11 protein-coding genes are annotated in these 13,606 nt (G+C 69.4%); 6 read left to right on the top strand and 5 right to left on the bottom strand.

What is annotated here, in order from left to right:
• Positions 1-5: 5 nt before the first annotated feature.
• The gene (locus tag EV649_RS36840; RefSeq protein ID WP_130388337.1) at positions 6-1,643 is read left to right on the top strand and encodes an MOSC and FAD-binding oxidoreductase domain-containing protein; all 1,638 of its coding nucleotides are present in this window, start codon (positions 6-8) and stop codon (positions 1,641-1,643) included.
• Between the two features lie 9 nt (positions 1,644-1,652).
• Here EV649_RS36840 and EV649_RS36835 read toward each other — a convergent pair whose 3' ends face one another.
• Positions 1,653-2,687 (bottom strand): enolase C-terminal domain-like protein, encoded by a 1,035-nt coding sequence (locus tag EV649_RS36835; protein ID WP_130388336.1) that lies wholly within the window; start codon positions 2,685-2,687, stop codon positions 1,653-1,655.
• Positions 2,688-2,690: 3 nt separating this feature from the next.
• Complete coding sequence (locus EV649_RS36830) at positions 2,691-3,713, bottom strand: DUF4037 domain-containing protein (protein WP_130388335.1); 1,023 nt, start codon at positions 3,711-3,713, stop codon at positions 2,691-2,693.
• Between the two features lie 31 nt (positions 3,714-3,744).
• Between EV649_RS36830 and EV649_RS36825 the strand changes: the two genes are divergently transcribed.
• From EV649_RS36825 to EV649_RS36810, 4 genes are all read left to right on the top strand, one after another.
• Complete coding sequence (locus EV649_RS36825; RefSeq protein WP_130388334.1) at positions 3,745-4,386, top strand: HAD hydrolase-like protein; 642 nt, start codon at positions 3,745-3,747, stop codon at positions 4,384-4,386.
• A gap of 26 nt (positions 4,387-4,412) precedes the next feature.
• Positions 4,413-7,130, top strand: coding sequence for an AAA family ATPase (locus EV649_RS36820; protein ID WP_130388577.1), 2,718 nt, complete (start codon positions 4,413-4,415; stop codon positions 7,128-7,130).
• A gap of 13 nt (positions 7,131-7,143) precedes the next feature.
• Positions 7,144-8,298 carry an amidohydrolase family protein gene (locus EV649_RS36815; protein WP_130388333.1) on the top strand — a complete coding sequence of 385 codons (1,155 nt, stop codon included), beginning with the start codon at positions 7,144-7,146 and terminating at the stop codon, positions 8,296-8,298.
• 81 nt (positions 8,299-8,379) lie between these two features.
• The gene (locus tag EV649_RS36810) at positions 8,380-9,651 is read left to right on the top strand and encodes an ABC transporter ATP-binding protein (RefSeq protein ID WP_130388332.1); all 1,272 of its coding nucleotides are present in this window, start codon (positions 8,380-8,382) and stop codon (positions 9,649-9,651) included.
• 211 nt (positions 9,652-9,862) lie between these two features.
• On the opposite strand, the gene EV649_RS36805 is transcribed toward EV649_RS36810, so the two are convergent.
• The 3 genes from EV649_RS36805 to EV649_RS36795 all read right to left on the bottom strand — a co-directional run bounded on the left by EV649_RS36805 (position 9,863) and on the right by EV649_RS36795 (position 12,484).
• Positions 9,863-11,203: an FAD-dependent oxidoreductase gene (locus tag EV649_RS36805; protein WP_130388331.1), complete on the bottom strand. Its 1,341-nt coding sequence runs from the start codon at positions 11,201-11,203 to the stop codon at positions 9,863-9,865.
• A 25-nt stretch (positions 11,204-11,228) separates the two neighbouring features.
• Positions 11,229-11,387, bottom strand: coding sequence for an alpha/beta hydrolase (locus tag EV649_RS36800; RefSeq protein WP_198682898.1), 159 nt, complete (start codon positions 11,385-11,387; stop codon positions 11,229-11,231).
• 188 nt (positions 11,388-11,575) lie between these two features.
• Positions 11,576-12,484: a MurR/RpiR family transcriptional regulator gene (locus EV649_RS36795; RefSeq protein ID WP_130388330.1), complete on the bottom strand. Its 909-nt coding sequence runs from the start codon at positions 12,482-12,484 to the stop codon at positions 11,576-11,578.
• 129 nt (positions 12,485-12,613) lie between these two features.
• On the opposite strand from EV649_RS36795, the gene EV649_RS36790 reads away from it, so the two are divergent.
• On the top strand, positions 12,614-13,588 hold the full coding sequence (locus EV649_RS36790) for a glycoside hydrolase family 16 protein (RefSeq protein WP_198682897.1): 975 nt from the start codon (positions 12,614-12,616) through the stop codon (positions 13,586-13,588).
• Positions 13,589-13,606 lie beyond the last annotated feature (18 nt).

Below are 13,606 nucleotides of genomic sequence, written 5' to 3'. Positions count from 1 at the left end.
TCCGGATGAGTGCAGCGACTGTGTTGTCGGTGAACGTCGGTCTGCCGAAGAACGTCGAGTGGAACGGGAAGACCGTTTACACCGGCGTCTGGAAGCAGCCTGTCGACGGGCCGGTGATGGTCCGGCGGCTGAACCTGGCCGGTGACGGCCAGGGCGACACAGCCGGCCACGGTGGTGAGCAGCGCGCGGTGCTCGTGTACCAGATCGACTCCTACCGCTACTGGGAGCAGCACTTCGGACGGGACGACTTCGGCTACGGACAGTTCGGCGAGAACCTGACGGTCGACGGGCTGCCGGACGACGAGGTGTGCATCGGCGACCGGTACCGGATCGGCGGCGCGGAACTGGAGGTCACCCAGCCGCGCGTCACCTGCTACCGGGTGGGTCTGCGGATGGGTGAGCCGGAGCTGCCCGCGCTGCTCGTCAGCCACCATCGGCCGGGCTTCTACTGCCGGGTGATCACGGAAGGCGAGATCTCGGCCGGTGACTCGATCGTGAAGACCGCCACCGGCCCTGGCGCGTTGAGTGTGTCCGACACGGACGCACTGCTCTATCTGCCAGACCGAGACCAGGAGAAGCTGCGGCTCGCCGTACAGATCCCTGCGATGAGTCCTGGCTGGCAGGGGTCGTTCCGGGACCTGCTGGAGGAGGCGGCCGCGCCCAAGCCGGCCTGGGCGGGCTTTCGGCCGCTGCGGGTGACAGATGTTGTTGCCGAGACCAGCGACGTGTTCTCCGTACACCTCGCGGCAGCTGACGGTGGTGAGCTACCAGCCACTCGGGCCGGTCAGTACCTGACGTTTCGGTTGCCAGGTGCAGTGCGCAGCTACTCGCTCTCCACCTCCCGCGGCTACCGAGTCAGCGTGAAGCGCGAACCTCATGGTCTTGGGAGTGAGTACCTCACCCAGCTGACGCCCAGCAGCCTGCTGGACGTTGCGGCACCACGTGGTGAGTTCGTCCTTGGTGGCGGGACCGAGCCGGTGCTGCTCATCTCGGCTGGCATCGGCGTGACGCCTGTGCTCGCGATGCTCCACAGCCTTGCCGGTAGTTCCCGTGAGGTGTGGTGGATCCACGCGGCCCGCAGGCCGGCCGAGCACGCGTTCGCGGCCGAGGCACATGAGTTGCTCGCACAGCTTCCTGGCGCTCACGAGCACGTGTACTACAGCGCGGTCGACGGTCGGCTGACCAAGGACAAGCTGGCCGGCCTGGAGCTGCCGACCGACGCGACGGCGTACGTCTGCGGTCCGGAATCGTTCATGGCGGACATGCAGGAGGCGCTCAACGCCCTGGGCGTGACGCGGATCCGCACGGAGCTGTTCGGAGCCTTGGCGTCGCTGAACCCAGGTGTGGTCGGTCAGACGAGCAGACCGCCGCACGCACCAGATGTGCCCGGCACAGGACCACTGGTCACGTTCGCGCGCAGCGGTGTCTCTACCGCCATGCAGGAGGGCAGTCTGCTCGAGCTGGCCGAGGCCTGCGACGTCCCAGCCCGCTGGAGCTGCCGCACCGGCGTCTGCCACAACTGCATCACCCCACTGCTCTCAGGCGACCTCGCCTACTCCCCCACCCCACTAGAACCTCCCCCGGACGGACAGGCGCTCATCTGCTGCTCCCGCCCGACAACCGACCTCATCCTGGACATGTGATCCGCCGGGCTACGGCAGATTGAGGCCGAAGCCGGAGGTTTCGGGGAGGACTACGTGGCCGTTCTCGAGGGTGTAGAAGCCGGGGCCGGGGACGCCTTCGATGATGGGGGTGTTGCCGAGGCCGGCTGCCAGGTGGGCGGCGTACAGGGTCTTGAGGGGTTGGCCCCAGGCGTGGGGTGAGGCCTCGGCCTTGAGCTGCGGCATGGTGCGGCGCCAGGCGGTGAGGCCGTGGCCGGTGACGTCCATCAGGGCCACGTCGACGAGGCCTTCGCGGGCCAGTTCCAGGACGTGGGCCTCGTTCGGGTCGTACTCGCCGTCGGCGACCTTCGGGCGGGACGGCATCGTCCCCAGGTGCTCGTGCAGCGCCTCCAGATCTGGGCGGCGTTCGGCGAACGGTTCCTCGATCCAGTACAGGTCGCAGTCCGCGACACCGTCGAGGTACTCGAAGAGGCCGTTGAGGGTGAAGCCGTCGTTGCCGTCGACAAGGATCCCGGCGTCCGGGTACAGCTCCCGGGCCAGCCGCGTGACCTCGATGTCGCGCTGCAGTCCGGCGCGGGTGTCCATCCACCGGTGCCCGCGGCCGATCTTCAGCTTGAAGTCGCGGAACCCGAACGCGTGGTCCTGCGCGAGATTCGCCCGGATCGCGTCCATCCCGCCGTCGAGGTCGTCGAAGTAGATGCCGCCGGTGTAGCAGCGCACCCGCGGCGATCCGGCGCCGCCGAGCATCGCGTACACCGGGACGTCCAGGATCCGCGCCGCGAGATCGTGCAGCGGGTAGTCGAGGAACTCCGCCGCCGGATCGATCACGCCTTGATCCGGGTCGATCAGCTCGGCCAACGACCGACCCAGCAGCAGTCCGGGATCCGCGTCGTACAACGGCAGCCCCCAACCCGTCGCGCCGCGGTCGGTCTCCACGACGTACGCCGTGGTGCTGCCGCCGTTCCCGTGGCTCCCGAGGAACGCGTTGCGGCCGATCGTCCGCAGGTACTCGTAGCGGATCTCGGTGGTCGTGACGGAGCTGATGACGTGCCTGGCGAGGGTCATCGGTCAACGATAGACAGCAATCAGCTTCCGGAACGCGGCCGGGTTGCTGAGTACGTCGGTGTTGTCCGCGAACTGGTCGATCGACCCGATCAGCCCGTGCCGCGCAACCGCGTCGTCGGTCACCGTGGCCAGGCACGCCTCCGCGAACCGCCCGGCCTGGAGCACCTGCGCAGGCCTGTCGAAGTACGGCCGCGGCGCCGGGTCGAGCTCGTCGGAGATCCCGAGCGCGTTGTGGCGACGGGCGAGCAGCTCGTACGCCGTGACCAGCGCCTGCTCGCGATCGGCGTACGACTCGGCTGCTACGGCAGCGGCCAGCGCCCCGTCGAGCCCGTCCGGGTGACCGAGGCGAGCGAACGCCGTACCGAGCCACTTGCTGTACGGCGCATAGGTCCGTGCCTGCAGCATCGCCAGCCGCATGAGGTCCCGCACCAACCGAGCAGCCACGACCCGTGACCCGAGCTCGTCACCCACCTCGTGTGTGCGCTGAACGAACGCCTCCTCCTGCGCGATCCGCGACCACTGGCAGGCGAGCGTCCACCGCCAGATCTGGTCCGGGTACCAGGCCAATGCATCACGCACCGGTGCCAGCCGGCCGTCGTCGGCGTACACCCGGCCCGCCACGACGCCGAGGAGCTGCTGCTGCGGCGTGACCAGCCAGTCGTCGACCCCGATCCCCTGCGACGCTTCGAACCCGAGCTGCTCCCGCAACCAGTCCCCCACGGTCGCGACCGTCACGTGGTGCCGTGGCTCGTGGCTGTCCCAGCCGAAGCGGACCGGGTATCCGGCGTACTCGTCCGGCAGCCCGTCGTCGACAGCCTTACGCACCCGCTCGACCTCGTCCGCGTCGACCAGTACGACGAGCCGCGGCCCCCACCCGTGGTCCGTCGAGCGCGCGGTGTCGTACCCCAGCACGTCCGAGCCCCATCCGAGCAGCCCGGCCGCGTAGTCGACGTCTCCCACCAGAGGTGCGATCACCTCGGCGTGGAAGTCGTCCGCGACCTCGGCCGCCTGCCGGAATTCGGTCACTGCGTTACCTTCCGATCGTTAGAGTTGCCCGGTGAAACATGTGGTGTGGGACTGGAACGGGACGCTCCTCAATGACAATCACGCCGTACTGGCTGCCGTCAACGAAGTTTGTGCGGGGTTCGGGCGGGTGGAGCTGAGCTGGGGCGAGTGGCAGGCGGCGTACGCGCGGCCCATGCGGCTCTCGTACGAGCAGATCCTGCAGCGCACGCTCGACGAGGAGGAGTGGGCGCAGGTCGACAAGCTCTACCACGACCGGTACGACGCACTCCTGCCCACCTGCGAGCTCGCTGACCGGGCTCACGACGTACTGCAGGCCTGCACCGCTGGCGGGCGGACTCAGTCGTTGCTGTCCATGTGGTTCCACTCACGCCTCACACCGACGGTCGAGCACTACGGCCTCACGCAGTACTTCACCCGGGTCGACGGACTGCCCGGCCAAGTAGGCGGCGGCTCGAAGGCCGACAGCCTGATCCGCCACCTACAGGCGCAGCAGCTCGACCCGGCCGACGTAGTACTGATCGGAGACGTCGTCGACGACGCCAACGCCGCCCAAGCAGCCGGCGCCCGCTGCGTACTCGTCACCACCGGAGCAATGACCCTTGAGGCCCTGCAAACCACAGGCGCACCAGTCACCGCCTCGATCACGGAGGCGCTCCAACTACTCGACGCCTGACCCCAGCTAGGCTGACCGGCGTGGGGATGGCGGATCGAGGGCTCCGGGGCCGGCGGCGGGAGACCGACGTACTGGACGGGTTGGTCCGCGAGGCGAAGGCCGGGCGTAGCCAGGTGCTGTTGCTCACCGGAGAGGCCGGCGTCGGCAAGTCGGCGCTGCTGGATGCGCTGGTCGCCGGGGCGGATGGTTGCCGTGTCACCCGGACTGCCGGGATCGAGTCCGAGATGGAGCTCGCGTACGCCGGTCTCCACCAGTTGTGCCAGCCGTTCCTGAATCACCTCGACCGGCTGCCGGCGCCGCAGCGGGACGCGCTCGGCACGGCGTTCGGCCTGGTGAGCGGCCCTGCCCCGGACAAGTTCCTGATCGGTCTGGCGGTCCTCAACCTGCTCGCCGACGCGGCCGGCGAGCGGCCCGTGCTGTGCGTGGTCGACGATGCGCAGTGGCTGGACCTGATGTCCGCCCGGATCCTCGCGTTCGTCACCCGCAGGCTCGCGGCCGAGTCGGTGGTGATGGTCTTCGCGGTCCGCGACGGCATCGAGCACACGTTCGCCGGGCTCACCGAACTCCAGATCCGCGGCCTCGACGACGCCGACGCCCGCGCTCTCCTGGACTCCGTACTCCCCGGACCGATCGACCCGCGGGTCCGCGACCGGATCGTGGCCGAAACCCGCGGCAACCCGCTCGCCCTGCTCGAACTCCCTCGCGCCTGGACCGCGGCAGAGCTGGCCGACGGCCTCACCGCAGGCACCCTGACGAGCAGGCTCGAAGACGGTTTCGTACGGCGCCTCGAAGCGCTGCAGGCCGACACCAGGCTGCTCCTGCTGACCGCGGCCGCCGAACCTCTCGGCGACCCGACACTGTTGTGGCGAGCGGCCGAGCAACTCGGGCTCGGCGCTGACCCGGCGGCTGGCGCGATCGAGTCCGGGCTGATCACGTTCGGCCGGCACATCCGGTTCCGGCACCCGCTGGTCCGCTCGGCGGCGTACCGAATGGCCACGCCGCAGCAACGACTGGCCGTGCATCGGGCACTCGCGGAAGCCACGGATCCCGAGACCGACCCCGACCGCCGGGCCTGGCATCGCGCACAGGCGACCGTGACACCCGACGAGGACGTCGCCGCCGAACTCGAACGGTCCGCGCAGCGTGCCCGAGCACGCGGCGGGTTCTTCGCGGCAGGCATGTTCCTCGAACGCTCGGCCGCGCTGACCGTCGACCCGGGTCTCCGAGCCGACCGCGTACTCGCCGCCGCCACCGCGAAGCGCAGCGCCGGTGCGCTCGACTCTGCACTGGACCTGCTCGGCGCCGCGTCTGCAGGCCCCGCTGACGCCGTACGGGAGGCAGAGGTCATGCGCCTGCGCGGTGAGATCGCCTTCGACCGCGGACACGCGACCGAGGCAGCCCGAACGCTGGTCGTCGCCGCGAAGCTGCTGGATCCGCTAGACCACGAGCAGGCGCGCGTCGCGTACCTGGAGGCGATGTCGGCCGCGATCTGGGCGAGCGGCCCGGACACACCCGGGATTCTCGGCGAGGCCGCGTCCGCCGCACCCGCACCGGCGCCGTCGGACCCGCCGGGCGACCTGCTCCTCCAGGCGCTCGCGCTCCGCTTCACCCGCGGGTACGCCGCTGCCGCAACGCAGCTCGTCAAAGCTGTCGACCAGGCGCGCCAGAGCGAGAGCGAGGCCGAGGACGTCCGCGGCTGGTTGTGGCTGGCCGGCAACCGGGCCAGCGGCATCGTCGCGATCGACGTATGGGATCTCGACGCTGCGCTCGAACTGGCAGCACGCCACGACCGGATCGCCCGCGACAGCGGTGCGCTCGTCCAGCTCCAGTGGGCGCTCAACTTCCGCGCCAACGTGGTGTCGATGACCGGCGACCTCGCCACCGCCACGGCGTACGTCGAGGAAGAGCGGCAGATCGCGGCCGCGACCGGGAACCGCGTGCTCGGGATCGGCCGTATGCAGCTGGCCGCGCTCCGCGGGAACGAGGCTGAGGCGACTCCGCAGATCGAAGCGATGATCCGCGAAGCGCGCGCTCAGGACCAGGGCCGGATGACCGCGATCGCGACGTACACGAGCTCACTGCTGAACAACGGCCTCGGCCGGTACGAGACGGCCCGGGACGCGGCGCTGCAAGTATTCGAGCAGGACGTCGTCGCGTACGGCGTACTCGTGATCGGCGAACTGGCTGAGGCCGCCTCGCGGACCGGCGACACCAAGCTGGTCGAGACCGCACTGGCCTGGCTGAACGAACGGGTCGCCGCAACGCCGTCGGACTGGGGTCGCGGGATGGAGGCCCGTGCGCGAGCGTTCCTCCGCAACGACGAGGACGCGTACCGCGCGTCGATCGACCACCTGAGCCGGACCGGTCTCCGCATCGAGTCGGCCCGCGCCGAGCTGCTGTACGGCGAATGGCTGCGACGCGAAGGCCGCCGCCAGGACGCCCGCGCGCACCTCCGCACCGCTCACGAGCAACTGGCCGCGATGGGCGCCGAAGCCTTCGCCGAACGCGCCCGCCACGAGCTGCTCGCCACCGGCGAGACGGTCCGGAAACGCACGCCCGAGACCACGAACGACCTGACCGCGCAGGAGTCCCAGATCGCCGGCCTGGCCCGCGACGGCCTGACCAACCCGGAGATCGCCGCCCAGCTCTTCATCAGCCCCCGGACCGTCGAGTGGCACCTCCGCAAAACCTTCGCCAAACTCGGCATCACCTCCCGCCGCCAGCTCCGGACCTTGAAGCCCTAGGAGGACCACCGTCATGAGCGAGATGCTGGAAGGCCGCACCGCCGCCGGCCGCGGAGTGCGGGTGCGGCTCTCCGCCGACGGCATCGAGGAAATCACCGACCACCCGTCGGCACCGGACCTCCTGCTGATCCCCGGCCTGGTCGACATCCAGCTCAACGGGTACGGCGGCTTGGACGTCAACGACCCGTCCCGCCCGGCGAGCGAGCTGTCTGACCTCGTCCGCGCACTGTGGGGACAAGGGGTGACCACGGTCTACCCGACGATCATCTCCGCCGACGACGCGACTACGACCACACTCGTCAAACGAGCCGCCGCCGCGCGCGCAGCCGATTCCGACGTGGCGTACGGCGTACCGGGCCTGCACCTGGAGGGTCCGTACATCTCGTCCGCGGAGGGCGCCCGCGGTGCCCACGACCCGGCCGTGATCCGGGACCCCGATGCCGACGAGTTCGACCGCTGGCAGGCCGCGGCCGACGGCGCGATCGCGATCATGACCGTCGCTCCGGAACGCGTGGGCGCCCTCGAGTTCACCCGGCACCTCGCGACGAACGGCGTACTCCCATCCGTCGGCCACTCGCTGGCGACGGCCGCCGACATCCACGCCTTCGCGGCCGCGGGTGGGCGGCTGTCCACGCACCTGGGCAATGGGCTGCCCGCCCAGATCGATCGCCACCAGAACCCGATCTGGGCCCAGCTGACCGAGGACGTCCTGACGGCCGGCCTGATTGCCGACGGCCAGCACCTGCCTGCCGACACCTTCGCCGCCCTCGTCCGCGCCAAGGGTCCGACGCGCTGCGTCCTCACCAGCGACGCCGCCGCCCTCGCCGGGTGTGCCCCCGGCGATTACCGGACCGCGGTCGGTGGCGCAGTCACCGTCGGCTCCGACGGGAGCCTCCGCCTGCAAGGTACGCCGTACCTGGCCGGTAGCGGCGCTTCTCTCCTCGACTGCCTCCGCTGGGCCACCGGGCCCGGCGGGCTCCCGCTGGAAACCGCTGTCACCATGGCCACCACGACCCCTGCCGACCTGCTCGGCCTCCACGACCGGGGCCGCCTGGAGGTCGGTGCCCGCGCCGATCTGGTCCAGTTGACCAGCACCCCGGACGGCGCCGTCGGCGACCTCGTAACCGTCGTTGTCAACGGCAGATTGATTGCCCGCAGCAACAGTTAAGTTTTGGATCTTGCCACTGCAATCAGTTCGCAAGGTGTCCAGTGCTTGCCGGTGAACCGGAACTTCCCGTATAAGGCGTACATGACGGCGATCCGGCTCGACGCGGTGTCCAAGGTGTTCGAGGGTGAGCACCTGGCCGTGGACGAGTTGTCGCTGCAGGTCGACGACGGCGAGTTCATGGTGCTGCTCGGGCCGTCCGGATGCGGGAAGACGACGCTGCTGCGGATGATCGCGGGCCTCGAACGCGTGACCGCCGGCGAGGTCTGGTTCGGGCGGACGCTCGGGACCCGGCTCGCCCCGCGCGAGCGCGGCGTGGCGATGGTCTTCCAGACCGGTGCCCTGTACCCGAACCGGACGGTGCAGGAGAACATCATGTTCCCGCTGCAGATCGCCGGGCAGGACGACGTCCAGGCCGGGTCCACCGCGGCCGGGCTCGCGCAGATCCTCAGCATCGAGTCGGTGCTCGACCGGATGCCGCGGACATTGTCGGGCGGTCAGCGGCAGCGGGTCGCGATCGGCCGGGCGCTGGTACGGCGGCCGCAGGTGTTCCTGCTCGACGAACCGTTGTCGAACCTCGACGCCACGATGCGCACCGAGCTCCGCCAGGAGATCGGCGCGATGACCAGGGACCTGAACGTGACCACGCTCTACGTGACGCACGATCAGGTCGAGGCGCTGACGCTGGCCGACCGGATCGCGGTGATGCGCGACGGCCGGATCGAGGACGTCGGTACGCCGACTCAGGTCTACAACGACCCCGCCACCGCATTCGTGGCCGGCTTTCTGGGGACGCCCCGGATCAACCTGATGGCCGCGACCGTGCGTGTCATCGCGCACCACCGGGTCGCCCTCGACCTCGGCAGCCAGTCGATCCAGCTCGACCCCACCGATCGCCGGTCGCTGATCCTGCGGCACCACGACGGCGCCGAGGTGGTCGTCGGCGCCCGCTCGAGCGCGTTCAGCCTGATCACGACCGAGGACGCGCCGAACCGGCTGAGCGGAACGATCCGCGCGTTCGAGTTCCACGGCCAGCAGTCGATCGCGTTCGTCCAGTGCGGCATCGAAGTCGTCGATCCCGACAAGATCGGCCGCGTCGCACCGGCGCACGCGTCCCCCGCGGCCGATCCGGCGCCGTCTTTCCTGACCAGGGTTCGTTCCCGGCTCGGGCTGGGCGCGCCGCCCGCTCCCCCACCGGAGATCCACGGCGCCACCCACCGCCGCGCAGACCTGGTCGTCGAGCTTCCGGTCGACACCGAACTGGCCCGCGGAACGCGCGTTCACCTCGCCCTCGACACGTCCCAGATCCACCTCTTCGACCGCACCGGCCGCCGAGTCGACCGCGTCACCCGCTGACCCTCGAGCCCTAACCGTTGCCTCGGGCAGCATGCGTTTCCGGATCCGGACATCTTGGCGTACGGCGGTGCTGGGACGGGATCGCTGTGCTGGGTGCGGCGTCGGCGGCGGCAGTGGTGGCGCCGACTGTCAGCTCAGCGGCACCCACGCAAGGTGTGCGCTCCGGACCCGTTGTCCGGTACCGGAAATCGCGCCCGGAATCAGACAGGGCCTAGGCTTTCGCGACCCTGATCATGTCCTCGCGCGGGACGACCTTGATGCGTTCGCGCCCGGCTGCCTCGCCAAGAGCGATCTCATGGGCGTCGAGCCGGGCCCATCCCTCGGAGTCGATCACGGTCGCGCCCCTGCCCGCGAGATGCTCCAGAATCCCTTGTGGATCACGGATCTCGGGCTGCGGCAGCGTGTCGAGGTCCGCGAGCAGACTCGCGATCGTCTCCGCCGCGTCGGACTTGGTGTGGCCGATCAGCCCGATCGGTCCACGCTTGACCCAGCCCGTGACGTACAGCCCAGGCAGCGGTACGCCGTCCAGGTCGAGGACCCTGCCCCGATCGTTGGTGATCACGCCCGCCTGGTGGTCGAACGGGATCTCCGGCAGATGGGACGAGAGGTAGCCGACCGCGCGGTACACGGCCTGCACGGGCGTGTCGACGTACTCCCCCGTGCCCTTGACCGTGCCGTCGCCCTGCAGCTGGGTCACCTCGGTCCGCAGACCCTCGACCCGATCGTCCCCGAGGACCTCGACGGGTGCGTGACAGAGGTGGATGTGGATCCGGTGCGGCGCGCCGGTCGGCTCGGCCTCGACGTACTTGAGCAACGTGTCGACAACCAACCTGGTGCCCTTGCTGGCGTTGATCGCGGCTTGGCTCGCCTCGTCGATCTCGAACCCCTCGGGGTGCACGATCACGTCCACTGACGGCGAGTGCGACAGCTCGCGCAACTCCATCGGCGTGAACTTGATCTGCGCCGGACCCCGCCGTGCGAAGACGTGGACGTCGGTCGCCTGGTTGAGCTTCAGGCCCTCGTAGACGTTGCCGGCGATCTCGGTACTCAGCTGCTCGTCGGCCGGCTTCGCCAGCATCCGGGCGATGTCGAGCGCGACGTTGCCGGCCCCGATCACCGCGACCTCACGGGCCTCGAGCGGCCAGTCCCGCGGTACGTCGGGATGCCCGGCGTACCAGCTCACGAAGTCCGCGGCGCCGTAACTGCCCGGCAGGTCGATCCCCGGGATGTCGAGCGGGCGGTCGGCCATCGCCCCGGTGGCGAACACGATCGCGTCGTAGTACCGGCGCAAGTCGTCGAGCTTCAGGTCGACGCCGTACGAGACGTTGCCGACGAACCTGATCCGGTCCCGGCGGACGACGCGCTGCAGCGCCTTCACGATCTCTTTGATCCGGGGATGGTCCGGCGCGACGCCGTACCGCACCAACCCGAACGGCGCGGGCAGGCGCTCGATCAGATCGACGTGCGCACCCGGGTGTTCCTGCGTCAATATGTCAGCCGCATAGATGCCGGCCGGGCCGGCACCGACCACGGCAAGGCGGAGATCCCTCATCATCACTCCAATAAGTTAGGCAAGCCTAACCTACCTGAAGCGCGGCGAGCAGCTCCTCAGGCGTCTCGAGTTGTGGGAGGAGGCCGGTGTACGGGAGGACGGCGTACGTCGATTGCGGGATCGCGGCCGCGTAGGCCTTCCCGTACTCCGGGTCTGCGATCCGGTCGCTTTCACCCCAGATCACCTGAACCGGGAGCTCGATGTCGCCAAGTCGGCTGGACGGGTGGTGGCCGACCGGCGGGGCGACGGCGGGGAGTGGGGACAGGCACTTGGTGACTGGGGACAGGTCATACCAGGTCCGGACCCACGACTACCTGTCGCGCGACCCCGGATCGGGCTGATCGCCACCCCCGCATCGGACGGGAGAGCCGGTTATCCGGGCCCGTGCGTCCGCCTGACGGTTGGTTTTGAGGGTGGGACGCGGTGGTGGTCGAGGGCGGTGGCGGTTGAGTCGAGCAGGGTGACTGTGCGGTCGTGCAGGACCTGGGCGAGTCGTGCGTACAGGAGGTCTACGACGAGGAATTGGGCGTGGCGGTCGGCGAGGGCGTCGGCTCGTTCGTTGTGGACATGGCGGGCCGTCGACAGGACGAGGTCCGCGACCTGCGCCAGCGGTGAATCGGGATCCGCGGTGATCGCGACCGTGATCGCGCCTTTGTCGCCGGCCGCCTGCAGTACCTCGATGGTCTCGGCGACGCGGCCGGAGGTGGAGACGCCGATGAACAGATCCCGCTCGTCCACCAGCGCCGCAAGCGTCAACCCGCTGTGCACGTCCGCGGAACTCCAGCACGGTACGCCGATGCGCCGCAGGCGATGGCGCAGTTCGTCAGCCGTGACGCCACTCGTACCTACTCCGAAGAAGTGACACTGCCTGGCCGCGGCGAGGCGGGTCACCACCTCGTCGACGGCCGACAGATCGAGCACTTCGGCGGTCCGCATCATGGCGTTGGCATTGGTCGCCAGCAGCACCTTCAGCACCTGGTCTGCAGGAGCGTCGGGAGCGATCTCCGAACCGATATCGGTGTCCCAGCGATGGGCGCCGGACCGGCCGACCTCTTCCGCGACGGCGACCCGGAGCTCGGCGAAACCGCGAAGACCGCACGCGCGACAGAAACGCGTGACCGTCCCGGGAGAGGTGCCGGTCTGCTCGGCCAACTCGGTGATTGTCAGGCGCGCCGCGGCCGCCGGCTCGGCCAGCACGAAGTCGGCGATCCGGCCCAGGGCGGTCCCCAGCTCGGGACGAGTCCCGCGCAATCGCGCCAGCAGACCTACCTCACCATCCATCTGATAATTATTCTCAAATCAGGGTGTCTGGCGTCAAGAGGAGAAGAATTTCTCTCATTCGCTCTTGCGCACCCGCTGCTGAAGTCCCCATCATCGTGACCGCCATACCTCCGAGAGCGAGGGACTGTCATGTCTGAAATCCGCCCCCGTCCGTCGTCCGCTCATCAGCCCCGCGTTGCGAAGGGTCTCGCGATCCTCTGCAGCGTGGCGGCCGCGATCGCGGCGACGGTCGTCATCACCGAACCAACCGCCAACGCTTCCAGCCAATCGGCCGCAGGCGCCTGTGGAGAGATCTTCGACGACTTCCACTACACGGCGCACAACGACCCAGCACTGCAGGCCCACGGCTGGAACGCTCGTTCCGAGTCCGGTGGGCCCGGAGTTCCCGGCGCCAGCTGGCTGCCCGGCAACATCACCTTCCCGACCCGCGACGGTGACCCCGTCGCCCAACTGATCGCATCGACCGACGGCACCAGCGCCGGCACCACGCACGCCGAGCTCCGACAGAGCCAGCAACGGGTCCGGGAGGGCACCTACGCGACCCGCGTGCGCTTTACCGACGCACCGACCAGCGGGCCGGACGGCGATCACATCAACGAGACCGCGTTCACGATTTCCCCGCTGCGCTACGACTACGACCCGCTCTACAGCGAGCTCGACTTCTCCGAGTACCTGCCGAACGGCGGCTGGGGTGACACCGGGCCGGTCAACTACCAGACCAGCTGGTACACGTACCGCGCCGAGCCCTGGGACGCGCTCCGCGCCTACAACGCCACGCACGCGTCGTACGCCGGCTGGCACGACCTGGTGACACAAGTTGCCGACGGCCACGTTCGGTACTACGTCGACGGCGTACTGACAGCGGACCACACGGTCGACGACAAGGGCAATCCGGTGACGCCGCGGCAGGACATGACGATGAACTACAACCTGTGGTTCATCGACCTCGCCACCCACACCAGCGGAACCAGCGTCTACGAACAGCAGGTCGACTGGGCGTACTACGCGAAGAACGAGGTCGTCTCCCCCACAGACGCAGTCGCCCGCGCGGCAGCATTCCGCTCCGGCGGCACGGCGTACGTCGACTCCCTGGTCTGCAGCTGACCTGAAGCGCTCGGCGGA

Source organism: Kribbella sp. VKM Ac-2569 (assembly GCF_004216905.1).
GTDB lineage: Bacteria > Actinomycetota > Actinomycetes > Propionibacteriales > Kribbellaceae > Kribbella.
The sequence above is the reverse complement of the archived record's forward strand: the minus strand, read 5'-3'. Positions and strand labels throughout refer to the sequence as shown.